At 70.1% G+C, this 23,663-nt stretch carries 20 protein-coding genes, 2 pseudogenes and 1 riboswitch; of the genes and pseudogenes, 9 read left to right on the top strand and 13 right to left on the bottom strand.

The window, feature by feature from the left end:
- Positions 1-158: 158 nt before the first annotated feature.
- Positions 159-1,097, top strand: a complete 939-nt coding sequence (locus tag ON30_RS27260) for a DNA-3-methyladenine glycosylase family protein (RefSeq protein WP_040711574.1) — start codon at positions 159-161, stop codon at positions 1,095-1,097.
- A 298-nt stretch (positions 1,098-1,395) separates the two neighbouring features.
- On the opposite strand, the gene ON30_RS27255 is transcribed toward ON30_RS27260, so the two are convergent.
- Entirely contained in the window at positions 1,396-1,602 is a 207-nt protein-coding gene (locus tag ON30_RS27255) for a hypothetical protein (RefSeq protein ID WP_040711571.1), read from the bottom strand.
- Positions 1,602-1,913: a hypothetical protein gene (locus ON30_RS27250; RefSeq protein ID WP_306307397.1), complete on the bottom strand. Its 312-nt coding sequence runs from the start codon at positions 1,911-1,913 to the stop codon at positions 1,602-1,604. The genes ON30_RS27255 and ON30_RS27250 overlap by 1 nt, the downstream gene beginning before the upstream one ends.
- 471 nt (positions 1,914-2,384) lie before the next feature.
- On the opposite strand from ON30_RS27250, the gene ON30_RS27245 reads away from it, so the two are divergent.
- From ON30_RS27245 to ON30_RS27235, 3 genes are all read left to right on the top strand, one after another.
- Positions 2,385-3,308: a helix-turn-helix domain-containing protein gene (locus ON30_RS27245; RefSeq protein ID WP_245554243.1), complete on the top strand. Its 924-nt coding sequence runs from the start codon at positions 2,385-2,387 to the stop codon at positions 3,306-3,308.
- Positions 3,309-3,388: 80 nt separating this feature from the next.
- Positions 3,389-3,616 (top strand): DUF397 domain-containing protein, encoded by a 228-nt coding sequence (locus tag ON30_RS27240; protein ID WP_051030038.1) that lies wholly within the window; start codon positions 3,389-3,391, stop codon positions 3,614-3,616.
- Between the two features lie 77 nt (positions 3,617-3,693).
- Positions 3,694-3,879, top strand: coding sequence for a hypothetical protein (locus ON30_RS27235; RefSeq protein WP_245554242.1), 186 nt, complete (start codon positions 3,694-3,696; stop codon positions 3,877-3,879).
- A 54-nt stretch (positions 3,880-3,933) separates the two neighbouring features.
- Here ON30_RS27235 and ON30_RS27230 read toward each other — a convergent pair whose 3' ends face one another.
- The 3 genes from ON30_RS27230 to sdhC all read right to left on the bottom strand — a co-directional run bounded on the left by ON30_RS27230 (position 3,934) and on the right by sdhC (position 7,562).
- The gene (locus ON30_RS27230) at positions 3,934-4,680 is read right to left on the bottom strand and encodes a succinate dehydrogenase/fumarate reductase iron-sulfur subunit (RefSeq protein ID WP_040711566.1); all 747 of its coding nucleotides are present in this window, start codon (positions 4,678-4,680) and stop codon (positions 3,934-3,936) included.
- Between the two features lie 2 nt (positions 4,681-4,682).
- Positions 4,683-6,623: a fumarate reductase/succinate dehydrogenase flavoprotein subunit gene (locus tag ON30_RS27225; protein ID WP_040711564.1), complete on the bottom strand. Its 1,941-nt coding sequence runs from the start codon at positions 6,621-6,623 to the stop codon at positions 4,683-4,685.
- Between the two features lie 108 nt (positions 6,624-6,731).
- The gene (sdhC, locus tag ON30_RS27220; RefSeq protein WP_040711561.1) at positions 6,732-7,562 is read right to left on the bottom strand and encodes a succinate dehydrogenase subunit SdhC; all 831 of its coding nucleotides are present in this window, start codon (positions 7,560-7,562) and stop codon (positions 6,732-6,734) included.
- Positions 7,563-8,026: 464 nt separating this feature from the next.
- On the opposite strand from sdhC, the gene ON30_RS27215 reads away from it, so the two are divergent.
- On the top strand, positions 8,027-9,244 hold the full coding sequence (locus tag ON30_RS27215) for a thiolase family protein (protein WP_051030037.1): 1,218 nt from the start codon (positions 8,027-8,029) through the stop codon (positions 9,242-9,244).
- 37 nt (positions 9,245-9,281) lie between these two features.
- On the opposite strand, the gene ON30_RS27210 is transcribed toward ON30_RS27215, so the two are convergent.
- Positions 9,282-9,569 carry an Rv0250c family protein gene (locus tag ON30_RS27210; protein ID WP_040711559.1) on the bottom strand — a complete coding sequence of 96 codons (288 nt, stop codon included), beginning with the start codon at positions 9,567-9,569 and terminating at the stop codon, positions 9,282-9,284.
- A gap of 263 nt (positions 9,570-9,832) precedes the next feature.
- Complete coding sequence (locus ON30_RS27205) at positions 9,833-10,783, bottom strand: alpha/beta fold hydrolase (protein ID WP_040711556.1); 951 nt, start codon at positions 10,781-10,783, stop codon at positions 9,833-9,835.
- Between the two features lie 352 nt (positions 10,784-11,135).
- Here ON30_RS27205 and ON30_RS27200 point away from each other — a divergent pair, with 352 nt between their 5' ends.
- Entirely contained in the window at positions 11,136-11,555 is a 420-nt protein-coding gene (locus tag ON30_RS27200) for a hypothetical protein (protein ID WP_040711554.1), read from the top strand.
- A gap of 115 nt (positions 11,556-11,670) precedes the next feature.
- Here the strand turns inward: ON30_RS27200 and ON30_RS27195 are convergent, their stop codons facing one another.
- Entirely contained in the window at positions 11,671-12,852 is a 1,182-nt protein-coding gene (locus ON30_RS27195; protein ID WP_040711552.1) for a DUF8462 domain-containing protein, read from the bottom strand.
- A gap of 139 nt (positions 12,853-12,991) precedes the next feature.
- Here ON30_RS27195 and ON30_RS27190 point away from each other — a divergent pair, with 139 nt between their 5' ends.
- The 3 genes and pseudogenes from ON30_RS27190 (at position 12,992) to ON30_RS27180 (ending at position 14,713) form a co-directional block, all read left to right on the top strand.
- Positions 12,992-13,267 carry a hypothetical protein gene (locus ON30_RS27190; protein WP_040711551.1) on the top strand — a complete coding sequence of 92 codons (276 nt, stop codon included), beginning with the start codon at positions 12,992-12,994 and terminating at the stop codon, positions 13,265-13,267.
- Positions 13,268-13,457: 190 nt separating this feature from the next.
- A riboswitch (cyclic di-AMP (ydaO/yuaA leader) is annotated at positions 13,458-13,627 on the top strand.
- Between the two features lie 16 nt (positions 13,628-13,643).
- A complete protein-coding gene (locus tag ON30_RS27185) occupies positions 13,644-14,306 on the top strand; it encodes a C40 family peptidase (protein ID WP_245554241.1) in 663 nt (220 codons plus the stop codon).
- A 3-nt stretch (positions 14,307-14,309) separates the two neighbouring features.
- A pseudogene (locus tag ON30_RS27180) lies at positions 14,310-14,713 on the top strand (RNA-binding S4 domain-containing protein).
- On the opposite strand, the pseudogene ON30_RS27175 reads toward ON30_RS27180, so the two are convergent.
- The 5 genes and pseudogenes from ON30_RS27175 to ON30_RS27155 form a co-directional block, all read right to left on the bottom strand.
- Positions 14,710-15,856, bottom strand: a pseudogene (locus ON30_RS27175) (cation:proton antiporter). The pseudogenes ON30_RS27180 and ON30_RS27175 overlap by 4 nt on opposite strands.
- The gene (locus tag ON30_RS27170) at positions 15,853-16,242 is read right to left on the bottom strand and encodes a hypothetical protein (RefSeq protein WP_040711548.1); all 390 of its coding nucleotides are present in this window, start codon (positions 16,240-16,242) and stop codon (positions 15,853-15,855) included. Before ON30_RS27170 ends, ON30_RS27175 begins: the two are co-directional and overlap by 4 nt.
- 51 nt (positions 16,243-16,293) lie before the next feature.
- Positions 16,294-18,159 (bottom strand): fatty acyl-AMP ligase, encoded by a 1,866-nt coding sequence (locus ON30_RS27165; protein ID WP_063719951.1) that lies wholly within the window; start codon positions 18,157-18,159, stop codon positions 16,294-16,296.
- Positions 18,156-23,171, bottom strand: coding sequence for a type I polyketide synthase (locus ON30_RS27160; RefSeq protein WP_040711545.1), 5,016 nt, complete (start codon positions 23,169-23,171; stop codon positions 18,156-18,158). Before ON30_RS27160 ends, ON30_RS27165 begins: the two co-directional genes overlap by 4 nt.
- Positions 23,168-23,449, bottom strand: a complete 282-nt coding sequence (locus ON30_RS27155) for an acyl carrier protein (protein WP_051030036.1) — start codon at positions 23,447-23,449, stop codon at positions 23,168-23,170. The genes ON30_RS27160 and ON30_RS27155 overlap by 4 nt, the downstream gene beginning before the upstream one ends.
- Positions 23,450-23,663: the final 214 nt, after the last annotated feature.

Below are 23,663 nucleotides of genomic sequence, written 5' to 3'. Positions count from 1 at the left end.
AATCGTCGACCGAATATCGCCTGATTATTCGAGGCCGTTACACCGTGACACGAATCGCGCTCATGTCGAATTCGTATCGAGACCGGTCAGCCGCAGCGCCGACGCGGAAAAGGCCAGGTCGGCGCGGACTCGTCGGTAGCGTCGCGCACAATGGTCCGGTGCGCGAATCCACCGCCGCGATCGAACGCGGCACGAGCAGGACGGTGAGCGCCGCACGTCCGATCGATCTCGCCGCGACACTGGCCCCGCTGCGCCGCGGCAGCGCCGACCCGACCTGCCGCCGCACCCCCGACGGGGCCTACTGGCGGGGTTCGCGCCTGGGCAGCGGTCCGGTCACCTACCGCATGGATCAGGTCGACGCGCGCACCGTGCGCGCGCACGCCTGGGGTCCCGGCGCGGCCGAATTCCTGGACGGACTCGAGCGCCTGCTGTGCCTGGACGAAGACCTGTCCGGCTTCGTGCCCGACCATCCCAAGGTGGTCGACGCGCACCGCCGCTTCCCCGGTCTGCGCATGTTGCGCACCGGCTTGGTCTTCGAGGCGCTGGTGCCCGCGGTCCTGGAACAGAAGGTGCACACCGTCTCGGCACGCGCGTCGTGGCGCGCGCTGGTGCGCGAGTTCGGGTCACCCGCGCCGGGGCCCGCCCCCGAAGGGCTGCTGATCGCGCCGGACGCGCAGACATGGCGGCGGATTCCGTCCTGGCGGTGGCATCGCGCGAACGTCGGGCCGGACCGGTCGCGGACCATCGTGCGGGCCGCCGCGCTCGCCGATTCCCTGGAGCGCACCGCGGCCGCCGACCCGGTCGAGGCCGCCCGCCTGTTGTGCACGGTGCCCGGCATCGGCGTCTGGACCGCCGCGGAGATCGCGCAGCGCGCCTACGGTGACGCCGACGCGCTCTCGGTCGGCGACTACCATTTGGCGGCCGTCATCGGCTGGACGCTGCTCGGTCGGCCGCTGGACGACGCGGAAATGGTCGACTACCTCGAACCGCTGCGCCCGCACCGCTACCGCGTGGTGCGGTTGTTGGAGATCAGCGGGCACGCCCGCCGACCGAAATTCGGTCCGCGCACACCGCTCACCGATCACACCTGGCACTGACGATCCGGTCTCGGGTGGCGGCTCCGAGCGACCGGCGTCCCCGTGGCGAGCGGGTGTCGAGGGTCTTGCGCAACCGGCGGGGCACTCGGCCGCGAGCAGCCGGCATCGTGCATCCGGCTCGGGTGACCGGCTCGACCGCCCGGCTCAAGTGACCGGCTCGACCGTCCGGCTCGACCGTCCGGCTCGACCGTCCGGCTCGACCGTCCGGCTCGACCGTCCGGCTCGGGTGACCGGCTCGGGTGACCGGCTCGGGTGACCGGCTCGGGGCCGCGCGACATCGCGGCCCCTCGCGAGCGGATCAGGGTTGCAGTGCTCGTCCGTCGAGCACGCATTTGCCCGCCTCGACCAGGGTGGTGCGGGCCCGGCGGCGGACCAGGCAGCGGTCGACGGTGCAGTCCAGGTGCAGTTGCATGGCGGTGTGCGCCTGTTCGTCGGTGAGGACGCCGGGGTCGCCCGCGCAGTTCAGCAGAGTGGCGGCCCGGGAGCCCGGATAGGGGAGTTGCATCAGGCCACCCCCGCCCGGTCGGCGCTCGCGCGATGGTCCCCGCCGACGCGTCCTCGGCGTCGCCCTCCGGTGTGTCGCCGATTGTCGTCCCAGGGCGCCTGGTGGATGGCCAGTCCGACTGCTTCGCGTGCCGTCAGCCCGACCGTTCCGGCGAGTTCGCCGACCGAGTCGAGGAGCCCCGGCACAACTTCAGCAACCTTCAGGGCCGCGACCGCCTGCGCGCACGTGAGCGTGCGCCCTGGTAGGAAGGAGACCACCCAGCTCTCGTGCCCGACGCTGCGGGCCCGGTGCGGGGTCAGATCGCTGGTCATCAACGACGACGCTATGACACTTACAGCCATGACTCCTCGTTCCTGCGTGCGATTCCCGAGGGCCGCATGACAGGCCCCGCGGGGTGTCGCCATCGAATACTGTGTGTGCCCGGAGGTTTCGCAGCGGGGAGGGGACCGCCCTGCTCGGCTCCGGGCACACTTCCAGCACACCACCGTAGACAACCCACGGCCATGCTGTTGGCAAATCTGGCCGGGATTTCGAAGGAATTCCCAGGACGAGATCCGCTGCGAGGGGGAGGATTCTCCATAGTGGATGAGGGGGCCCGGTGTGCCCACGGGCGCCGAGGTCGTCGGATGTGTGCTGCCCGACCGTTTTCGGCGACGTCACCAGTATGAACCGACCGTGCAGTTCGTGAACAGCTTTCGTGGAATGTCCATCGTGAGTGCGGCCCCCGTGCCGAGTGCGTGTGAGCACCCGGGGCCGGCTCGCGCAACAGAACGGAGCGTGCCGTGTCAGCGAGTCCGGTCGAGATCCCGGTGGGTCCGCAGCGAGCCGAGACGATCGTCTCGACGTTGCCGCGCAGACAACTGGGCAGATACCTGCGCGACTGGCGCACCCGGGCCGGACTGACCATCGCCGAGTCCGCGCGCCTGATGGAGTGGGGCGCGAGCACCCTGCAACGACTGGAGAAGGGCCAAGCCGACCGCATCCGCACCCTCGACATCGGCGAACTGTGCCGCATCTACGGCATCCCCGACGACCTCGCCGAAGGCTTGAAAGGGCTGGCCCGCCAACCGGTCACCGCGAGTTGGTGGCACGAACACGGCGAGCTCGTCCCCGCCGACTTCGACGTCTACCTGGGACTCGAGGCGTTCGCGCGGACGTTGACGGCCTACCAGGGCGACGTGGTCCCCGGCCTGTTGCAGACCGCCGAGTACGCGCGAGCCCTCGATCAGTCGCGACACCCCGAGGATTCGGAGGCGCGGACCGAACGCCGGGTGCAGACGCGGATACACCGCCAGGCGCTGATCACCCGCCGCGCCGCCCCGGCCACGCTCCAGGTGATCCTGCACGAATCGGTGCTGCGGCGGGTCGTCGGCGGCGCGCGGGTGATGGCGGGGCAACTGCGGCACCTGGCCGATCTGAGCACCCGCGCCAACATCTCGCTGCGGGTACTGGCTTTCGGGGCGGGAACGCCGCTGGGCGCGTCCGTCGGATCGTTCACCGTGCTGGACTTCGGCGTCGACGCGAAAGGGCGACCCGTGGAGCCGACGGTGGTCTACGCGCCGGGACTGACCGGAGATCTGTATCTGGAGAAGGGATCCGACGTGCGGCGGTACGATCGTGCCCACGAGTGCCTGCTCGGCCACGCGCTCGACGCCCAGAGCAGTCGTCAGTTGCTGCGGCGGGCGGCCAAGGAGTACGCGGCGTGACGGGGGAGCGTCCGAGTGCGGGGCGTATCCGGCGCGTGGAGCGCGCATGCGACAAATCGGTAGGGGAAAGGAATCGGCTCATGAGTGTCGACGGCGGCGGCGAGATCGATCTCAGCGCGGCGGTGTGGCGGAAGGCGGGCAGCGCGGGCGGCCGCGACAGCGTGGAGGTCGCGCTGCTCGCCGACGGTCACGTGGGTCTGCGCGACGGCAAGGACCCCGAGGGGCACGTACTGGTGTTCACCCCGGGCGAGTGGGCGGCGTTCACGGCGGGCGTCAACGACGGCGAATTCGACCGTCCGCGGGGCTGAATCACCGTGTCCCGGACGGCCCGTTCGCGGGTTTAGCGCAGGCCAGACGGGGTAACCGATATCACGTGGACCGAGGGTTGAAGAATGCCCCACCCCGGTACAAGAAGCTGCGGCCCGGCGATTGGGTGGAATGGCTGATCGTCGCGTTGCTGTTCGCGGTGTCGACGATCGGCGTCTACGTGCTCACCAGCTCGTTGCTGCCGGCGTTGTTCGTCGGGGTTCTGGTGTGGGCGGTCGCCATCGGAGTCGTGGCGATGTTGTGATTCGGGTGCGGAGGGCCGGTCGGATTCCCGGAATCCGACCGGCCCTTCGGGCGTTCAGCGACGGAAGAGCTTGTTGCCCAACCACACCAGCGGATCATATTTGCGATCGGCCACCCGTTCCTTCATCGGGATCAGCGCGTTGTCGGTGATCCCGATGTGCTCCGGGCAGACCTCGGTACAGCACTTGGTGATGTTGCACATGCCCAGGCCCTGCTCGTCCTGGGCGAGGTCGCGGCGGTCGGCGACATCCAGCGGATGCATCTCCAATTCCGCGATGCGCATGAGGAATCGCGGCCCGGCGAAGGACTGCTTGTTCTCCTCGTGGTCACGCACCACGTGACAGGTGTTCTGGCACAGGAAGCATTCGATGCACTTGCGGAACTCCTGGGAGCGTTCCACATCGACCTGCTTCATCCGGTAGTCACCCGGCTTGAGATCGTCCGGCGGGGTGAAAGACGGTATCTCCCTGGCCTTCTGGTAGTTGAACGACACGTCGGTGACCAGATCGCGGATGACCGGGAAGGTCCGCATCGGGGTCACGGTGATCAACTCGTCGGGCTCGAAGGTCGACATGCGCGTCATGCACAGCAGTCGCGGGCGACCGTTGACCTCGGCCGAGCACGAACCGCATTTGCCCGCTTTGCAATTCCAGCGCACCGCGAGATCGGGCGCCTGGGTGGCCTGGAGGCGGTGGATGATGTCGAGGACCACTTCGCCCTCGTTCACCTCGACCGTGAAATCCGCGAGATCGCCGCCGTCCTGGTCACCGCGCCACACGCGGAAATTGGCGTCGTAACCCATCGTCACGCCTCACCTTCCGTGGCAGAGGCCGAACCGGACGGATGGTCCGCGAGTTCGGCGGGGTTGTAGTACTTCTCGAGTTCGGACAGGTCGAACAGCGCGAGCAGATCCGCGCGCATCGGGATCTGGTCCTCGGAGACGACCCGCACCGCGGGCACCGCGAGGTCCGCCTCGGCCGGATCGATCGAGCAGACCAGCAGTTTGTTGCGCCAGTCCGGGTCCATCGCCGGATGATCGTCGCGGGTGTGTCCGCCGCGACTCTCGGTGCGCAGCAGCGCCGCTCGGGCGACGCATTCGCTGACCAGCAGCATGTTGCGCAGGTCCAGGGCCAGGTGCCAGCCCGGGTTGAACTGGCGGTGCCCCTCGACCAGCACGCCCGAGAACCGGGCCCGCAGGGCGGCGAGTCGTTCGATCGCCTCGCGCAGTTCGTGCTCCTTGCGGATGATGCCGACCAGGTCGTTCATCGCCTGCTGGAGATCGGTGTGCAGGGTGTAGGGGTTCTCGCCCGCGCCGTCGGACGGCGGATCGAACGGGGCGACGGCCTCGGCCGCGGCCCGGGAGACGTCGTCGTCGGCGACCGCCGGGCGCTGCGCGAGTTGTTCGACGTAGGTGGCCGCGCCGAGTCCGGCCCGCCTGCCGAAGACCAGCAGGTCCGACAGCGAGTTGCCGCCCAGGCGGTTGGACCCGTGCATACCGCCGGAGCATTCGCCCGCCGCGAACAGGCCGGGCACCGTCGCCGCGCCGGTATCGGGGGCGACCTCGATGCCGCCCATGACGTAGTGGCAGGTCGGGCCGACCTCCATGGGCTCCTTGGTGATGTCGACGTCGGCCAGTTCCTTGAACTGGTGGTACATCGAGGGCAGTCGCCTGCGGATCTCCTCGGCGGGCAACCGCGAGGCGATGTCGAGGTAGACGCCGCCGTTCTTGGTGCCGCGTCCCGCCTTGACCTCTTCGTTGATCGCCCGCGCGACCTCGTCGCGGGGGAGCAGGTCGGGGGTGCGCCGCGCCGAGTCGTTGTCCTTCAACCACTGGTCGGCCTCGGCCTCGGTCTCGGCGTACTGGCCTTTGAACACCGCGGGGATGTACTCGAACATGAACCGCTTGTCTTCGGTGTTCTTGAGCACGCCCCCGTCGCCGCGCACGCCCTCGGTCACCAGGATGCCCTTCACGCTGGGCGGCCAGACCATCCCGGTCGGGTGGAATTGCAGGAACTCCATGTTGATCAGGGTCGCCCCGGCGCGCAGGGCCAGCGCGTGCCCGTCGCCGGTGTACTCCCACGAGTTCGAGGTGACCTTGTAGGACTTGCCGACGCCGCCGGTGGCCAGCACCACGGCGGGCGCCTCGAACAGGACGAACTTGCCCGATTCGCGCCAGTAGCCGAACGCGCCCGCGATCCGGTCGCCGTCCTTGAGCAGTTCGGTGACGGTGCATTCGGCGAAGACCTTGATGCGCGCCTCGTAGTCGCCGGTCTCGGCGTGATCCTCCTGTTGCAGCGACACGATCTTCTGCTGCATGGTGCGGATGATCTCGAGTCCGGTGCGGTCGCCGACGTGGGCCAGGCGCGGATAGGTGTGGCCGCCGAAGTTGCGCTGGCTGATCCGGCCGTCGGCGGTCCGGTCGAACAGCGCGCCGTAGGTCTCGAGTTCCCAGACCCGGTCCGGGGCCTCTTGGGCGTGCAGTTCGGCCATGCGCCAGTTGTTGAGGAATTTGCCACCGCGCATGGTGTCCTTGAAATGGGTCTGCCAACTGTCCTTGTCGTTGGCGTTGCCCATCGAGGCGGCGCAGCCGCCCTCGGCCATGACGGTGTGCGCCTTGCCGAACAGCGACTTGCACACCACCGCCACGGACAGGCCGTGTTCTCTCGCTTCGATCACCGCGCGCAGTCCGGCGCCGCCGGCACCGATCACGACGACGTCGTATTTGTGCCGTTCCACTTCTGGCATTGCCGCGAATCTCCTGGGTCTGTGCGGTGCGGAACCGGAGGGCTGCCGGTCGACGAACCGCTGGGCTGTCAGTCGATGAACCTGTGGTTCAGGTGCGGGCCCGCGGGGTCAGTTGATGAACCGGAGGTCCGAGATCGTGTCGCTCGCAACCAACATCACGTAGAAGTCGGTGAGCACGAGGGTGCCGAGCGTCGTCCAGGCCAGCGCCATGTGGCGGGTGTTGAGCTTGGAGACCTGGGTCCAGAACCAGTACCGCACCGGATGGGCGGAGAAGTGTTTGAGCTTGCCGCCCATGATGTGCCTGCACGAGTGGCAGGACAGGGTGTAGGCCCACAGCAGGATGACGTTCGCGAGCAGCACGATGTTGCCGAGTCCGAAACCGAACCCACCGGTCTTTCCGTGGAAGGCGGTGACGGCGTCGTAGGTGTTGATCAGCGAAACCACCAGCGCGACATAGAAGAAGTAGCGGTGCGCGTTCTGGATGATGAGCGGGAGTTTCGTCTCCCCGGAGTAGCGCGCGTGCGGTTCGGCGACCGCGCAGGCGGGCGGGGAGAACCAGAAGGCGCGGTAGTAGGCCTTGCGGTAGTAGTAGCAGGTCAGTCGGAAGCCGAGTAGGAACGGCAGGACGACGAAGCCCAGCGGCACGAACATCGGCAGGTCGCCGAACGGGGTGCCGAAGTGCGAGGAGCCTGGTACGCACGAGGTGCTCAGGCAGGGGGAGTAGAAGGGGGTCAGGTAGTGGTACTGCTCGACCCAGTATGCTTCGCGCACAAAGGATCTGATGGTCGCGTAGACGACGAAGGCGGTCAGTCCCAGCGCGGTGATCAGCGGTGGGACCCACCAGCGGTCGGTGCGCAGGGTGCGTTCGGCGATGCGGGCTCTCGACTTGCTGAATACGCCGGTGCCCGGCTCGGGGGCGGCGGTCGGTGCGGCACTCACGGGTGGATGCCTCGCTGGGGTGCTGTGCGGGTGGTCATCATTACCTCCGCAAATCGAATGTGATGCACAGCACCATACGCCCCGGCCGCTATCGATTGGATCGGGTCCCGGCAATCCCGACCGACCGGGTGGCATATGATTTGCGCCACATCGAACTGGGCCGCAGGTGGGCGGCGCGCGCCCGCGGAACAGGGCCCCTCCGACGAACGCGACAAGGGCAGAACGTGATTCGCGAGACGCGTGGGGAAGCCGTTCGCGGAGTCGGAAATATCGGTCACGAACCGTCACACGCAGGCAACAATCCCGTGGTCACATTTCCTGGAGATATACCTGTCGACGTGCGCGTATGCGTTCGTCACGCCCGTGGTGGGAACGGGCGGTCCGGCCGACACCGACGTCCCCGGTACCTCTCGTGTCGCACCGCGGTTGGGGCCCTGGCCGTTGTCGGGGAAGGAGTCACCATCATGAGACGAGCCGCGATCGTCGCACCGGTCCGCACACCCGGCGGCGTGGAAGGCGGGGCACTGACCGGAATGCCGCCGGACTGGCTGGCCACCACGGTGCTCTCCGCCGTCATGGAACGTTCCGGCATCGATCCGTGGCGCATCGAAGACGTGGCGATGGCCTGCGTCGACGGCGGCGCCTACGGCGCACCCGAACTCGGCCGGGCCGCCGCGCGCGGCGCCGGACTACCCTTCGCCGTCCCCGGATTCCTCACCGACCGCCGCAGCGGCAGCGGACTGCAAGCCGTGATCACCGCCGCGATGATGGTGCAGACCGGCGCCGCCGACGTGGTCGTGGCGGGCGGCGTCGAAAGCGCCGCCGACCCCTTCACCGACGAACGCACCCGATCGGTCGAACTCGCCAACGCCGAACAGGTCGCGCGCTACTACGGCATCGGTCGCGTCGAGGCCGACGAATTCGCGGTCGCGAGTCACCGCAAGGCCGCGCGCGCCTGGCGGCAGGGCACATTCGCCGCCGAGGTCATCCCGCTCAGCGTCACCGCCGCGCCACCGGGGTGGGTCGAACCGGGCTTCGACCTCGCGGGCCATCGCATCCTGCGCGACGAGGGCGTGCGCGACGACGTGTCGACCCGCACCCTGGCGGCGCTGCGCCCGCTGATGTCCGACGGCATCGTCACCGCGGGCAACATGAGTTCGCACCGGCACGGCGCGTCCGGGTGCCTGGTGGTCGCCGAGGACCGGCTCGAGGAACTGGGGCTGACCCCGATGGCCTTCCTGGTGGGCTGGGCCGCGGCGGGCTGCTCGGAGGATTCGGCCACCCTCGGGGCCGCGCCCGCCGTCGCGAAACTGCTCGGGCGCACCGGGTTCGCGCTCGACGAGATCGATCTCATCGAGGTCAACGAGGGTTTCGCGGTGGAGGTCCTGGCACTGGCGCGTGAATGGGATCTCGATCCGCGCGACCGACTCAACGTCAACGGGTCATCGATCGCGCTCGGTCATCCGGTGGGAGCGACCGGACTGCGCATCATGACCACGATGCTGCACGAACTCTCACGCACGCAGGGGCGCTACGGACTCGAGGCCATCGCGCTGGGTCACGATCACGGGATCGCGGCACTGTTCGAGTCGGCCGACACCGCACCCGAGGTGGAGGCCCCGCGCGGGGCGCGCTTCCACGGGGTGCGGCCCGCGCGTCGACCCGGTCGGCACCGGGCCTGACCGGAAGGTGGGCGGTGCGGTCCGCCCACCCGTCGACCTACTTGGTGCGGGGCCGGGAGTGGAAGCCCAGACCTTCGTCCTGCGCGCCCATCCAGGCGGCTTCGTCGGATTTGCTGTCGGGGACGTAGATGGTGTCCTGTGGCCGGAGCGGCACCTCCGGCGGCGGTGCCTGTTCGAACTCCTCGGCATCGATGACGAGCCGCTCCAAGTCGTTTTCCAGCCTGCGGACGGTCTTCGCGTCACCGTAGTGCGTCCGCAGTGCGCCGATGGATTGCCGGAGTTGGCCGACCGCGTAGCGTAGTTCCGCGATGTCGCTGCGTGTCATCGTTACCTCCTGTGATGGTGAGCGGATCGGGAATCTCGGCCTGCCCGCCCTTGGTCGTGCGCCATTGCTCGGGACGCGCGGGGCCGAGTCGTGTGATCCACCACACAACGTGATCTACAACACAGTACAGAACAAATCGGGATCAGGCTCGTGGGATGGGAAACATTGTGCAGTTGCCCAATGATTGCCTGTCCTCGTCGCGACTTCTCCCAGCCTGCGCGCGTCGGCCGGATCCCGCAACCGGGGTCGACAGCGGAATCGGGTCAGCCCGCGGTCGCGTAGGGCGCCGCACCAGCGGCGAGCACCCGGTCCACCAGCGCCACCAGCGACAGCGCCACCTCCTCCGCGCGCTCCAGGATCACGCTGTGCCCCGCGCCGTCGACGGCCACCAGTTCCGCGCACGCCAACTGCGAGGCCAGCACGACCGAATGCGCGTACGGGACGACGATGTCCGCCGTGCCCGCCAGCACCAGGGCGGGTATGGCGCCGAGTCGGTGCAACGTCGCGGTCTCGTCGAAGGCGATGAACGAAGCCAGGAAACTCGACATGGTCAGCAGTGGGGTGTCGTTGAGCATCGCCGTCGCGATCGCCGCCATCCGCGGATTGACCGCGCGCGTGCCGAACTGGGCCTCGCGCACGATCGGCTCGAAGATCCGCCGGGTCATCTGCTTGGACGCCTGCATCATTCGCGGCGCGCGCACCACCGCCACCTGGAGCGAGGCCACCGCGTACCGGTGCAGGAACCGGCCGAGCCCGATCCGGGTGACGCCGCCCGCCGCGCCCGCGATCAACCCGACGCCCACCACCCGCGTGCCGATCGTGTGCGGGAACAGTCGCGCGTAGGCCAAGGTCACCATCGCGCCCATCGAATGGCCGACCAAGACGATCGGCCCGGTCGGGACGATCACGCGCAGCACCGCGTCCAGGTCGCGGCCGAGTTGGTCGATCGTGTAGGTCGCGGGCGCGGCACTGCCGGATTCGCCGTGTCCGCGGTGGTCGTAGAACACCATCCCGATGTCGGCTCCCCAGCGGCGCGCGAGATGTTCGCGCAGGTAGGACCACGAATCGGTGCGCAGGCAGTGGCCGTGTACGAAGACCACGGTCAGTCGGGCGTCCGCGCCGCCGTACCGGTGGACGGCGATCGGCACCCCGTCGTCGGTGGTCACCGTCAGACGCCTGCCGTCGGCGGCGTCGCGGGCAGTGGTGGTGGACATGATCCCTCCTGTCGCACAGAACCCGAGGACGGAGCGTTCTTGTCCGCTTGTCGCTGGGGATTTCCAGCGCGTTAGCCGCTCATACCGGGCGTTACGGACACGTTGTGCAACCGAGTCCGGTGGTCGATCAGCGGGATATTCGACCGTGTAGCGAATGAGCTAGATAAAAGTAGACAACCCGATCGCGTGCGTCTCTACGCCCATCTACGCGAAGTGCTAGAGAGCGCTAGATTCACCGGACTTCGAGAGGGTCCGGTCGGCGTGGGAGTATTCGATCTCCGGGATGTCGTGCGCCGGGTGCGGGTGCGCCGACATTCCCGTCGGGGAGCCTTCGGAATGGGAGGGATCGGGGTTGAACGAGCGATTTCCCAGTCGTGGGGAAGTTCTCCAGGCATGTCGCGGCGTCGACCATGCCGGGCATCCGATGCTGCGCGCCGCACACGCGCTCACCTCGCTGCACGAGCGGCGGTCGGTGGAGCAGCACATCGGCGACCACCTCGACGCGCGCGCGGCGGGCTTGGTCCGCGAGATCGACCGGTGGGTCCGCGCCCAACTGCCCGAAGCGCCCGACACCGCCGCGGTGCATCCCGAGACCGTCGGCGCGGTCGTGGACCGGATCGCCCGCCACACCGCCACCGCCTACGCGGCCTTGGTCGGTCCCGCCGACGGTCTGGACGGCGTGTGGGGTCGCCTCGCCGAGGCGGCCGCCGAGTACGAGGATCTCGCCGACGAACTCGTCGCGGGGAACCGTCGACTCCCGAACACGCCCTGAGTCGCCGTAATCGCGGTCGATCGCCTGGCGGCGGACCGGCAACGCCCGGTTCGCTCGAGCTTTCGTGAACATCTATAGGTTTCTAAAAAATATCCAAGAGTACTGAATACTCGCCTCAGACGCTGCGCAGGTAGCGGCCGAAGTGCGGGACCGTGAACCCGATGGTGCCGCGCTCGGCCGAATAGATCAGGCCCTTCTTGATCAACCCGTCGCGCGCGGGGGAGAGGGAGGCGGGCTTGCGGTTGAGTTCCGTCGCCACGGCGGAGGTGGCGACCGGTCCGTCGTCGCCGGACAGGTCCGCCATGGCCCGCATGTACTCGCGCTCGGCGGGAGTTGCCCTGTCGTAACGGGATCCGAAGAAGCCGACCGCGAGTTCCTCCTCGGCGGTGGGAGCGGCGACCTCGACGTCCTGGGCCGTGATGGGGCTCTCCGGAGCCTGATCCCAGGCGGCCTTGCCGTACGCCTGCACGAAATAGGGGTAGCCGTCGGCCTTTTCGTAGAGGGCGTCGAGGGCCTCGGTGGTGAAGGCCACGTCCTCGCGTTCGGCGGGCGCGATGAGCGCCTGATTGGCCGACTCGCGGTCGAGCCGATCGATGCGGTGATAGCTGAACAAGCGCTCGGAATAGCTCTTGGAGGCCGACAGCACCGCGGGCAGGTGCGGCAGGCCCGCGCCGACCACGATCAGTGGGGCGGCGTCCTGACTCAGTTCGTGGCAGGCCCCGCAGATCGCGGAGATGTCGGCCGGACCGAGATCCTGCATCTCGTCGATGAAGATCGCGATCCCGACGCCGATATCGCCCGCGAGGGCCGCGGCCTCCTTGAGCAGTTCCACCAGATCGATCTCGATGTCGCCCGAATCGGCGCGACCCGCGACGGCGGGTACGTCGATACCGGGCTGCCAGCGTTCCCGCATGCCCTTGTCGGCGGTGGCGCGCAGCGCGAATGCCTTGAGGATGCCGAGGAAATCGTCGACCCGCTCCGGATTGCGATGCGACATCGCGATCGCGCGGGCGGCCATGTGCAGCGCCGAGGACAACGGTCGGCGCAATTCCTGGTCGGGCCGCGCCTCGATCTTGCCGGTGCCCCACCCGCGCGAGACCGCGGCCGAGCGGAGTTGGTTGAGCAGCACGGTCTTCCCCACGCCGCGCAGACCGGTGAGCATGACGCTGCGTTCGGGCCTGCCGCGCGAGATCCGTTCCAGCACGATGTCGAAAGCGGTGAGTTGCTTTCCGCGCCCGGCCAGTTCGGGTGGGCGCTGTCCGGCTCCGGGAGCATACGGATTCCGCACGGGGTCCATGCTCGAACACCGTAGCCGCTTCCGACACAGGTTTCTCGGGCAATCTACGGCATGTTGTAGACACGGCTATTTCCGCCTTGGTGATCGGTGCCGGAGTCTCTAGCCTGAACAGGTCAGCGCGAGGCGGGAAAGGGGTGTCATGTCCGGGGAGTTCGAGTTCGAGGTGCCCGACGATCTGCCGACGGTCTCCGAGGCCGTCGCCTCGTGGCCCGTCCCGCGCGGCGCGCGCCAGGCGGAGATGATCCGCACCAACATCCTGGGCGCCATCGAAGGCGGGTTGGACGATCCCGAACTGGTCGCCGATCTCGCGGTGGGTCCGCTGGTGATCGCACTCGGCCAACTCGAGGTCCAACTGGCCGAGGCGCGGCGGTACATCACCCACCTCGAGCAGCGGTTATCCGCGCTCGAGCGCTGAGCGTCCGAGACCGTCGAACGATTTCGAGACCCGATCGTGACCTTCGGCGGCGCGACCCGTATTCCCGCGCGGAGGGTGACTTTTCACAGAGTTCACGAAAAGGCTGGTCTGTGCGCTGGACAACAGTGCGACGGCATCGTAATCTTCTCGTGACTTAGTGGAGTCTGTCGCTTCGTCAGAGAACGGCGCCACCGAGTCACCGCCTAAACGGCCTTCGAAGCAGCACGCTTCGATGGTCGTACCGGGGACCCACAGGTTCGTCTGGGGTGAATCCGCAACGGTATAGTCGCCGGCGCGGTAGGGCCGATCTTCCCGGCCCGAACCCGTCAGCTAACTCGGTCGGCGGGACGAGCAGGAAGATCGGAGACTCAGCTCGGTGGGTAAACACAGCTTGCAGCGGGAATCTCGCTTGCCGAATTCCGTCAAAGGCGCGATCGTGATGGGTGCGGTGGCCGCGACGACCGGCGCGATGCCCGCCATCCCCGCGATGGCTGCCACCATCAACATCCCCGGCCTAGGCGATTTCGACGTTCCGGTTCCGCAGGAATTCGACGCCCCGGTCCAGGAACTGAACAAGCAGCTGGAGCAGGCCCTCGCCGCCCAGCCCGCCATCCCGCCGATGACGCTGGGCACGCTGCCCCAGATCCCCGAGGGCGGTCTGTTCGGCGACATGATGCAGCCGCAGCAGATGCAGTCGCCCGCCTCGATCGCGCTCGACGCCGCCAAGACCAAGGTCGGCGCCCAGTACTCCTGGGGCGCGGCGGGTCCGGTCAGCTTCGACTGCTCCGGTCTCGTGCAGTGGGCCTACCGTCAGGCCGGTGTCGAACTGCCGCGCACCAGCTTCGAGCAGTCCCACGTGGGCGCTCCGGTGGCCTTCCACAACCTCCAGCCGGGTGACATCGTCATCACCAACGGCGGCGGCCACGTCGGCATCTACGCCGGCGACGGCAAGCTGCTCAACGCGGTCCAGTCCGGCACCCCGGTCTCCTACACCAACCTCGACGCCGATGACGTTGTCACCGCGCGTCGCGTCATCTGATCGGTGCCCTCGCCGGAACAGGCGTCCCAGGCCCGCGTCGATTCGTGGACGTGGTCGGTACGCCTGTTCAAGACGAGATCCGCTGCCGCCGAAGCCTGCCGGGCGGCCACGTCCGCGTCAACGGCGTCGCGGCCAAACCGGCCCAGCAGGTCAAGATCGGTGACGAGGTGCGCATCCGCGCCGCGGGCGTCGAACGCATCGTCGTCGTGGAACGGATCGTCACCAAGCGGGTCAGCGCGCCGCTCGCGGCGCAATGTCTGATCGACCGCAGTCCGCCGCCGCCGTCGCGGGAACTGCTGGCTTCCATGCCGCGACGTGATCGCGGCACCGGGCGTCCCACCAAACGCGAACGTCGCGAAACCGACCGTCTCCTCGGGCGCGACGGGTCGCCGGACGACCTGCCCTAACTCCGTCGGACCGGATCGCGCTGCCGAGCGGCGATCCGGCTCGACGCGAGCGCGGCCGTCCCGATGGTGATCAACGCGCCGAGCATGATCGCCGAGGATTCCCCCGGAACCAGCACGTGCAGTTGCGTGCCCACCGTCACCGCCGCCACCGGCACCCCGATCTGTGCCGCGGCCAAGGCGCCGTAGGCGAGTGGCTGTCCCGCGACCCGCGTGACCAGATGCGCCGCGACCGCCCCCACCCCCAGTGCGACGCCGAGCGCGATCAACCGCGGATGCTCGCCGAATTCCCGCAGGTTGAGTCGTGCGCCCAGCCAGACGAAGAACAGCGGCGCGAGGAATCCGTCGTTGATGGCGAACAGTTGCTTGGCCACCCGACGAGGTTCCCCGATGCCCGCGACCGCCAGTCCGCAGGCGAAGCCCGCCAACATGATCGAGACATGCGTGCGGGGTGGCGACCGCGCACAGCACGAACAGCAGCGCCAGGCTCACCCGCAGTTCCAGCGCGAACCCGCGCCGCTCCGAGAGACGGTGCACCCGGCGGCGCAACCCCGAATTCTCCAGGTACCGCAGCACCAGGAACATCACGCCCGCGCACGCCGCCACCGCCGCCGCGCCGAATGCCGCCCGCGCCGCGTTGCCGGGATCGATGACCAGCGGCAGAGCCACGACGCACGCCGTGTCCGCGATCGCCACCTGCGCGGTCAGCGCGAGCACCCGGCGACCGGACAGATCCGCCGAATCGATGATCGGCAACACCAGCGCCGCCGAAGACGACGCGAGCAGCACCGCGTAGATCGCGCCGTGACCGGTGCCGAACCAGGCCGCGATGCCGTAACCGCCCGCCGCCGCCAGGACGCCGACCAGCACCGCCCGCAGCGCGCCCACGCCCAGCGCCGACCGCACCGCCGGATCGCGCACCGGCACATGGGTGCCCGCCACGAACATCACCATCGCGAAACCCATGTCGGCCAGGAACACGAAGACCGGGTCCGAGGTGTGCAGTACCCCGAACCCGGTGGCGCCGAATACGATTCCGGCCACCAGTTCGCCCAGGATCACCGGCACGTGCCAGGCGGTGCGCACCGCGAACAGCGGACCGCACAACCCGAGGGCGATCACCAGCGCGAGGGTGGAGAAGGTCACGGCAGCGAAGCGATCTTGGCCGGGATCTCGATGTCCTCGTCGGCCCAGTGGATCGCGCATACCCGGTGGTAGCCGTCGGCGATCACCACCGGCACGTCGTGCCGGAAATCGCCGCGCACCAGCAGGATCGGCGACAGCGCCTTGCCATTGTTGATCTTGATCAGATCGCGGCGCACATGCGGATTGTCGGCCGACAGCAATTCCAGCCGCGCCGCCCGCAGAATGTCCTTGGCCTTCTTGTGCACGATCGGCGCGTCCCGCAACCGCCGCACCACCGCGTCCACCACATCCGGCTCACCGAGCAATTCGAGATAGTCGGCGGCGGCCGGGTAATCGTGCTCGTCCGGATGATGCTTCCAGGTCACGGCGATCGCTTCGGAGGTCATAGCTCATCATCGCCCGACCGGTGTCGGATCACCGTGAGCGGAGCGGGCGCGTCAGGGCTGTCGTGGCGGCACACCGCGGCGTCGGCGGTCGCCCGCGGGATTCGCCCGTCCGGCTCCTCCGTTCGGCACGGTGCCGACCGCCGCGAGGACCGGGAGCAGGCCGTCGGCGAACAAGGTGTGGCAATCACCGCGGCGCACCTTCCCGCTGGAGGTGCGCGGGATGCGGCCCGGTGCGACCAGCACCACCGCGGCGGGCATGACCTCGTGGGCGGCGGCGACAGCCGAGCGGACGCGGCGGGCGAGGTCGACCGGGTCGACCTCGGCGGGCAGATCGGCGACGACTTCGGCGACGATCACCAGGTCTTCGCGCGCGCCGTCGTCGTGGCCGAAGGCGGTGAGATGGCCCGCGCGCAGGTGCGGCGTCGCGGCCGTGGCGGTGGACTCGATGTCGGACGGGTAGTGGTTGCGCCCGTCGACGACGATCAGATCCTTCGCGCGGCCCGCGATATAGAGCTGTCCGTCGAACAGGAAGCCCAGGTCACCGGTACGCAACCAACCGCCGGTCGCCTCGTCGGCGCGCTCGGCCCCGAACGTCGCGGCGGACGCGACCGGGTCCAGGTGATAGCCCCCGCCGACATTCGGCCCCGAGACCCAGATCTCGCCCACCCGCCCATCCGGAACCGCCCGCGCCCGCGCATCGATCACCGCCACCCGCTGCCCCACCGGAGCCCCACACCCCACCAACAGCAACGACCCTGCCGCACCGCCGCCGCCACTGTCACCGCCGAATCCGTCAGCACTGCTCCCGTTGTCGGGATGGTCTGCGACGGGGACCGCGACGCCTCGGCTCAGGGCGGCGCGGTCGAAGTGGTGGGCGACCGGTTCGGCGGAGGGGGCGGCGATGGTGACCGAGAGGGTGGCTTCGGCGAGGCCGTAGCCCGGGGTGTGTGCGCGGTGGCGGAAGCCGTGGGGGGCGTAGACGCGGGTGAATTCGGTGAGGGCTTCGGCGCGGACGGGTTCCGCGCCGTTGAGGACGACGTCGAGAGCGGACAGGTCCAGACCGGAGCGTTCGGCGTCCGTGGTGGCCGAGACCGCCAGTGCCAGACCGAAGTTGGGGCTGCCGGTCAGTCCGGCGCGGTGCTCGGAGCAGGCGCGCAACCAGCGGATCGGACGTTTCGCGAAATCCAAGGGTGCCATCGTCACGCCCGGCACCCCGCAGTAGAGCGGTAGCGCGAGCCCGATCACCAGGCCCATGTCGTGGAAGAACGGCAGCCAAGTCACGATCGGGCGCTCGACGGCCACGGGCACGGCCTCGCGGAGTTGCCCCAGGGCTGCGGTCAGATTCGCGTGCGTGATGCGCACGCCCGCAGGTGCTTTGGTCGATCCCGAGGTGTATTGCAGATAGGCGACATCGGTCTTGCGGGCCGTGCGGCCCTCACCGGCCGAGCTGTCACCGGCCGGGCCGACAGCGCCCGCACCACCGTAGCTCGCGCGGGATTCAGGTGACAGCACTTGCCGCACAGCGGATTCCACCGCTGCCTTCGTGACGGTGTCGCCGGGCGAGACGAGTGCGATCGCGGGTCGGGCGTCGGCGAGTACCCGGTCGACGCGTTCGGTGTTGCGCGCGCCGGTGATCGGCAGTAGCGGCACCGCGACGCGTCCGCTGTAGAGGCAGCCGAGGAAGGCGACGACGTAGTCGAGTCCGTGTTCGCAGAGGATCGCGACCCGGTCGCCGGGGTCGCTGTGGTTTCGCAGCCGCCGTGCCGTCGCTTCGGCGGCCCCGTGTAGTCGGGCGTAGTCGAGGGTGTGCGAGAGGCGTTCGTGGCCGCGGAATTCGAGGGCCGTGTAGGCGGTGGTGTCGGGGCGGACCCGCGCCCAGCGGGCCAGGCGCGCGGGCAGCGTGTCGGCGGGGTTCACGAGGCTTCGCCGGTGTGCGCGGCGGCGACGCGGTCGGCGAGGGCCGCGCCGAGGGCCGCGACGGTGGGGTGACGGAACAGTTCCGCGGTCGAGATGGCGATGCTCAAGCGGGTCTCCAGGGCGCGGCGCAGTTCGATGGCGAGCAGGGAACTCAACCCGAGGTCGTTGAAATCGGCGGTGGAGTCGATGGATTCGGCGGGCAGGTCGACGGTGGCGGCCAGCACCCGGCGGATGATCGCGGTGAGCGGTTCGGGACCGGTGGGCGGGGGCGGCGTCGGGGCGGGTGCGGTCGGTTCGACCGGTGCCGGGGCGAGGTCGCGGCGTGGGGCCAGCAGGCTGCGCAGGCGTCCGGCGACCGGTGCGGTGTCGGCGGTGGGCGTGTAGTCGACGGCGAGCAGGTAGGGCTCGGTGTGGCGCAGGGCCCGCGCGAGCAGTTCCGCGCCGCGCCGGGTGTCGACGGCGGCGATGCCGGCGCGGCGCAGGTGGATCGCGCCGCCCGCGGATTCGGCGAGCCCGGATTCCCAGACGCCCCAGCCGATGCTGAGCACCCGCCGTTCCGCGCCGGCGGCGAGTGCGTCCATGGCCGCGTTGGCGGCGGCGTAGGCGGCTTGCCCCGGTGCGCCGAGCGCGCCGGTGGCGGAGGAGAACAGCAGCAGGAAATCCAGCGGGTCGCCCGCGGTGAGGGTGAGCAGGTTGGCGGCGGCGACCGCTTTGGCGGCGGCGAGGCGGGCGATCTGGTCGGCGGTGACGGCCTCGAAGGCCGCGTCCTCCAGGGTGCCCGCCGCGTGGACGACGCCGCGGATGGTCGACCCGCATTCGCGGATGTCGCGCAGCGCGTTGTCCAGGTCGCTGTGGTCGGCGGCGTCGCAGCGGACGACGACGATGCGGTCCTCGGAGCCGTCGAGCAGGGCAGGCACCGGCCGCGGTGAGCGGGTCAGGACGACGACGTCGTGGGCGCCCGCGTCGAGCAGCCAGCGCACCGCGACCGCGCCGAGCGCGCCGAGTCCGCCGGTGACCACGTAGGTGCCGCCCGGGTCGATGGTGGGCGGCGCGGTGTCGGCCTCGGCGACGGTGAATCGTCGGATCGCGGGATCGCCGCCGCTGAGCCGGATCTCGTCGGGGACGGCGGCGTCGGGTTCGGCGGTGACCAGCGCGGCGAGCACTTCCACGTTGCCGTCCCGCTGGTCGGCCCAGGCCAGTCGGATCGCCCGGCCGGATTCCAGTTGCAGCGACCGGACCAGCGCGGCGGCGGCGTGGGCGTTGCTCGAATGCCCCCGCGGCAGGATGACGGTGAGCGCGCCGACCGCGTCGTGGGAGCGCAGGTGTTGCAGCACGCCGACCACCCGGCCGAGCGCGGCGACCGATTCGTCGCCGTCGGGGGGCCACACCAGCGCCACGGCGAGGCGTTCGGCGGCGGTGCGGCGCAGCAGGGTGGAGGTCAGTACGGCGAGCGCGCCTTCGGGTTCGCGGGCGACGCGTTCGGTGGGCACGCGCGCCTCCAGTTCCCGTGCCAGTCCTCGGGCCAGGTCGGATTCGCCGACGACCAGTACCCGGCGGGGGTGCTTGTCTCCGGTGTCGGCGTGGGCGGTGAGGACGTCGGGGTGCAGGGCCTGCCAGGTTTCGCGCCGGAACGCGGGCAGCCCGCTCGGCGGCAGTTCGCGGGGCGCGGTGAGCGCGCGCGCCGGGGCGGCGGCGTGCGCGAAGCGGACGTGGACTCCGATCAGCGCGAGGACGGGCGCGCCGTGCTGATCGGTGGCGACGACGTCGCCGACCAGGCCGGCGCCGGTGCGTTCGCGGATCAGCGCGTGCCCCTGCAACACCACGCGGCCCGCCTCGGTGGACAGCCACGCGGCGTCGATGCCGACCGGCAGCGGCACGATCTCCTCGGGCAGGTCTTCCCAGCAGGCCGCCGCGAGCAGGTGCAGGCAGCCGTCGAGGGTGGCGGTGCTGTGCAGGTCGGCGTCCTCGAAGGTGCCCAGCGCGCGGCCTTCGCCGGTGGCGATGCGGCGCAACGGACGGAACCGCGGCCCGTATTCCAGTTGCCGCCCGCGCAGTTCGGCGTAGAAGTAGCCGGCTTCCAGGCTGTGCATCTGGTGGTGCAGCGCGCGGTTGGCGTCGGCCGATCGCATCCAGGCGACGATGTCGGCGGGGGACGGGTCGCCGCTCGCGACGGCCGCCGCGAGGGTTCTGCCGCCCGCGATCACCCGCAGTTCGTCCTCGCCGCGGTACTCGACCCGGGACAGCGCGCGCAGTTCGGTCATCTCGTGGACGACGAAATCGCGGACGACGGTGGCGGTCTCGGCGTGCGCGAGGTGCAGCAGTCTGCGCAGCCAGTACACCGCGGGCACGGTGGGGACCGAGGCGACGATGTGGTCCTCGAGTCGGTCGGTGACGAATTCCGGTACGTCGGGGGCGATCTCGACGGTGACCAGCGGCGGGAACTGTCGTCGGTGCCAGCGTCTGCGCCCGGCGGGGCCGGTGAAGGGGCCGAGCGCCGACCAGTCCACCGCGCGGCCTTCGACGTGCAGGCGGGCCAGACAGTCCAGGAACGCGCCCGCCTCGTCCTCGCGGGTGACGCCCGGATGCGCCGATTCCCGGAATTCGGGGTATTCGCGCACGGCCGGGATCAGCACCGGGTGCGGCGCGATCTCGACGACGGTGGTGTGTCCCTCGTCGGCGGCGCGTTCCAGCGCGGCGGCGAGTTCGACGGTGCCGGAGGCGTTCTCGATCCAGTAGTCGGCGTCCATGTCGGTGTCGTCGAGCAGTGCGCCGCGCCGCGCGGTGGAGTAGAGACGTCGCGCGGGCGGGCGCGGTTCGAGGTCGGTGAGCGCGGCGCGGAAGTCGGGCAGCACGGCGGCGACCTGCGGACTGTGCGCGGCGAATTCGACGGCTACGCGGCGGGCGAAGATGTCGCGGCGCTTGGCCCGGCGCACCACAGTCTCCACGTAGCGCGGGTCGCCGGAGACGACCACCGAGCGCGGCCCGTTGACCGCCGCGATCGCGACTTCGGCACGCACCGGTTCGACCAGGTGCGCGGCTTCTTCCGGGGTGGTCTCGAGCAGCGCCATCGCGCCGAGTCCGTCGAGGGTGCCCAGTGCCGCGCTGCGGGCGACGACGACCCGCGCGGCGTCGGCGAGCGGGAGGGCTCCGGCGGCGACGGCGGCCGCGATCTCGCCCATGCTGTGCCCGATGATGGCGTCGGGCCGCACGCCCCACGCGGCGAACAGTTCGGCCAGCGCGACCTGGTAGGCGAACACCGCGGGCTGTACGAGGGCGGTGGCGTCGGGGTCGGCGCCGAGTGCGCCGAATCCGTGGCGCGGCGTCCACACCTTCGGGCCGCCCGCGGCGGCGACGGCGTCGGCCGCGGCGGTCAGCGCGCGGGCGAAGACCGGGTGGCGGGCGGCCAGTGCCCGACCCATCCGGATGTGTTGTCCGCCTTGACCGGAGAACAGGAACAGCACGCCGCCGCGTCGCCGGGTCGCGCTCGGCCCGGTGATCCCGGTGCCCGATTCTCCGGCCGACAGCGCGCGCAACCGCTGGATCGCCTGGTCGGCGTCGTGGGCGAGGACGGCGGCGCGCACCTGTTCGGGCAGGGTCCGCGCGGCGGCCACGGCGACCCGGCGCAGGTCCCGGTCCTCGACGTCGAGCAGGTCGGCGCAGTCGGCGGCGTGGCGGCGCAGGTCGGCGACGTCGCGTCCGGTGATCGGGATCAGCACCGGCGGTTCGGCGGCGCGCGCGGGCAGCGCCGGGTCGACTCCGCGCAGCACGACGTGCGCGTTGGTGCCGCCGAAGCCGAACGAACTCACGCCCGCCAGTCGCTGTCCGGGCGGTGTGGCGGTCCAGTCGACGGGGGCTGTCGGCACCCGCAATCCGCGCTCGGACAGTTTCAGCAGCGGATTCTCGGTGCGGAAGTGCGCGGTCGGCGCGATGACGCCGTGGTGGATCGACAGTGCGGTCTTGATCAGCCCCGCCGCGCCCGCTGCCGCCTCGAGGTGCCCGAGATTGGATTTCGCCGAACCGATCCAGATCGGCGGGTCGGGTTCGGGTCGCGCCAGCACCGTCGCCAGCGCGCCGACCTCCACCGCGTCGCCGAGCGCGGTCCCGGTGCCGTGACATTCGACGTAACCCGCGCGACGCGGGTCGAGACCGGCCCGCCGCCACGCCGCGCGCACGGTGTCGCGTTGGGCGCGGCCGTTGGGCGCGTACAACCCGTTGGAGCGACCGTCGGAACCGACCGCCGCCCCGGCGACCTCGGCGTAGACCCGCTCGCCCGCGCGGTGCGCGTCGGCGCTGCGACGCAGCACCAGCACCCCGCAACCGTCACCGCGGGTGTATCCGTCGGCGGCGGCGTCGAACGGTTTGCAGCGCCCGTCCTCGGCGAGGAATCCGCTGTCGGCCAGATAGTCCGAGGTGTGCGGCAACAGCGTCAGGTTGACCCCGCCGACCAGCGCGAACGGCACTGTCTCGTCGGCCAGCAGCCGCACCGCGATGTCGACGGCGGCCAGCGACGACGAGCAGGCGCTGTCCACCACCAGACTCGGTCCGCGCAGATCCAGCACGTAGGACAGGCGATTGGCGATGATGCTCAGCGCCGATCCGGTGACCGCGTAGGGCGCGTCGTGTCCGCCCGCGCCGAGCACCGTGATGCCGTGGTCGTAGCCGCACGCGCCGAAGACCACCGCGCCGCCGCTGCCGCGCACCCGGTGCCCCAGGCCGGCGTCGTCGACCGCTTCCACGGCGACTTCCAGAGCAAGCCGCTGCTGCGGGTCCATCACGGCGGCTTCGCGGGCGGAGATCGCGAACCAGTCGTTGTCGAAGCGGTCGATGTCGGGGAGGTAGCCGCCGCGCCGGGTGACCGCGCGGCCGGGCGGGGGAGCGCCGGTGACGTCGCGGCCGTCGAGCAGCAACCGCCAGTAGGCGTCGAGGCCGTCGGCGCCGGGCAGCCGACAGCCCATCCCGACGATGGCGACCGGCGCATGCGCGGGCGAGCGGGCGGGTTCGGTGGCGGTCATCGCATCGCGAGATGCTCGACAAGCTGTTCGATGTCGGGGTGGTCGTAGAGGGCGGTCAGCGTCACCTCGACACCCATCGCATCTTCGAGCTGGGCTGTCAGGCGCGCGAGCTGGGTGGAAGTGAGCCCGAGATCGCTGAAGGGCATGCCGGTGGGGACCGCGTCGGGGGCGATGCCGAGCAGGTCGGCGACAGCGTTCACGGCGGCCGTGAGTAGCGCGGCGCGCCTTCCCCGTCCGTATCCGATCCCTTCGTGCCCATCCGACAGCTCGGGCCGCATCGCGTCCTCCCTCTCCGCTCGCCCGGTCCGGCGGGTCCGTGCGGCGGTTCCCCAGCGATTATGCCGCAGTGACGGACCGAACAGAGAATGCCGTTTGTGCTGTCCGCCTGCCGGTTTCGCGCCACGCGGGCGGGCGGGGTCGGCTTTGGCGCGCCGTCCGAGCGCGCCGTACGGTTGTCTGTTTCCGGCCGAGTGTCCATGATCGTTGGGGCAT

This window comes from Nocardia takedensis NBRC 100417 (assembly GCF_000308695.1).
In the GTDB taxonomy this organism is placed as follows: Bacteria; Actinomycetota; Actinomycetes; order Mycobacteriales; family Mycobacteriaceae; genus Nocardia; species Nocardia takedensis.
This window is presented reverse-complemented; position numbering and strand designations above follow the sequence as displayed.

Bases quoted from the DNA above. Each gene is read 5' to 3' on its own strand.
- ON30_RS27255 (WP_040711571.1), bottom strand. From the start codon at position 1,602: ATGCAACTCCCCTATCCGGGCTCCCGGGCCGCCACTCTGCTGAACTGC.
- ON30_RS27250 (WP_306307397.1), bottom strand. From the start codon at position 1,913: ATGACCAGCGATCTGACCCCGCACCGGGCCCGCAGCGTCGGGCACGAG.
- ON30_RS27240 (WP_051030038.1), top strand. From the start codon at position 3,389: ATGAGTGTCGACGGCGGCGGCGAGATCGATCTCAGCGCGGCGGTGTGG.
- ON30_RS27230 (WP_040711566.1), bottom strand. From the start codon at position 4,680: ATGGGTTACGACGCCAATTTCCGCGTGTGGCGCGGTGACCAGGACGGC.
- ON30_RS27225 (WP_040711564.1), bottom strand. From the start codon at position 6,623: ATGCCAGAAGTGGAACGGCACAAATACGACGTCGTCGTGATCGGTGCC.
- ON30_RS27215 (WP_051030037.1), top strand. From the start codon at position 8,027: ATGAGACGAGCCGCGATCGTCGCACCGGTCCGCACACCCGGCGGCGTG.
- ON30_RS27210 (WP_040711559.1), bottom strand. From the start codon at position 9,569: ATGACACGCAGCGACATCGCGGAACTACGCTACGCGGTCGGCCAACTC.
- ON30_RS27205 (WP_040711556.1), bottom strand. From the start codon at position 10,783: ATGTCCACCACCACTGCCCGCGACGCCGCCGACGGCAGGCGTCTGACG.
- ON30_RS27195 (WP_040711552.1), bottom strand. From the start codon at position 12,852: ATGGACCCCGTGCGGAATCCGTATGCTCCCGGAGCCGGACAGCGCCCA.
- ON30_RS27190 (WP_040711551.1), top strand. From the start codon at position 12,992: ATGTCCGGGGAGTTCGAGTTCGAGGTGCCCGACGATCTGCCGACGGTC.
- ON30_RS27170 (WP_040711548.1), bottom strand. From the start codon at position 16,242: ATGACCTCCGAAGCGATCGCCGTGACCTGGAAGCATCATCCGGACGAG.
- ON30_RS27160 (WP_040711545.1), bottom strand. From the start codon at position 23,171: ATGACCGCCACCGAACCCGCCCGCTCGCCCGCGCATGCGCCGGTCGCC.
- ON30_RS27155 (WP_051030036.1), bottom strand. From the start codon at position 23,449: ATGCGGCCCGAGCTGTCGGATGGGCACGAAGGGATCGGATACGGACGG.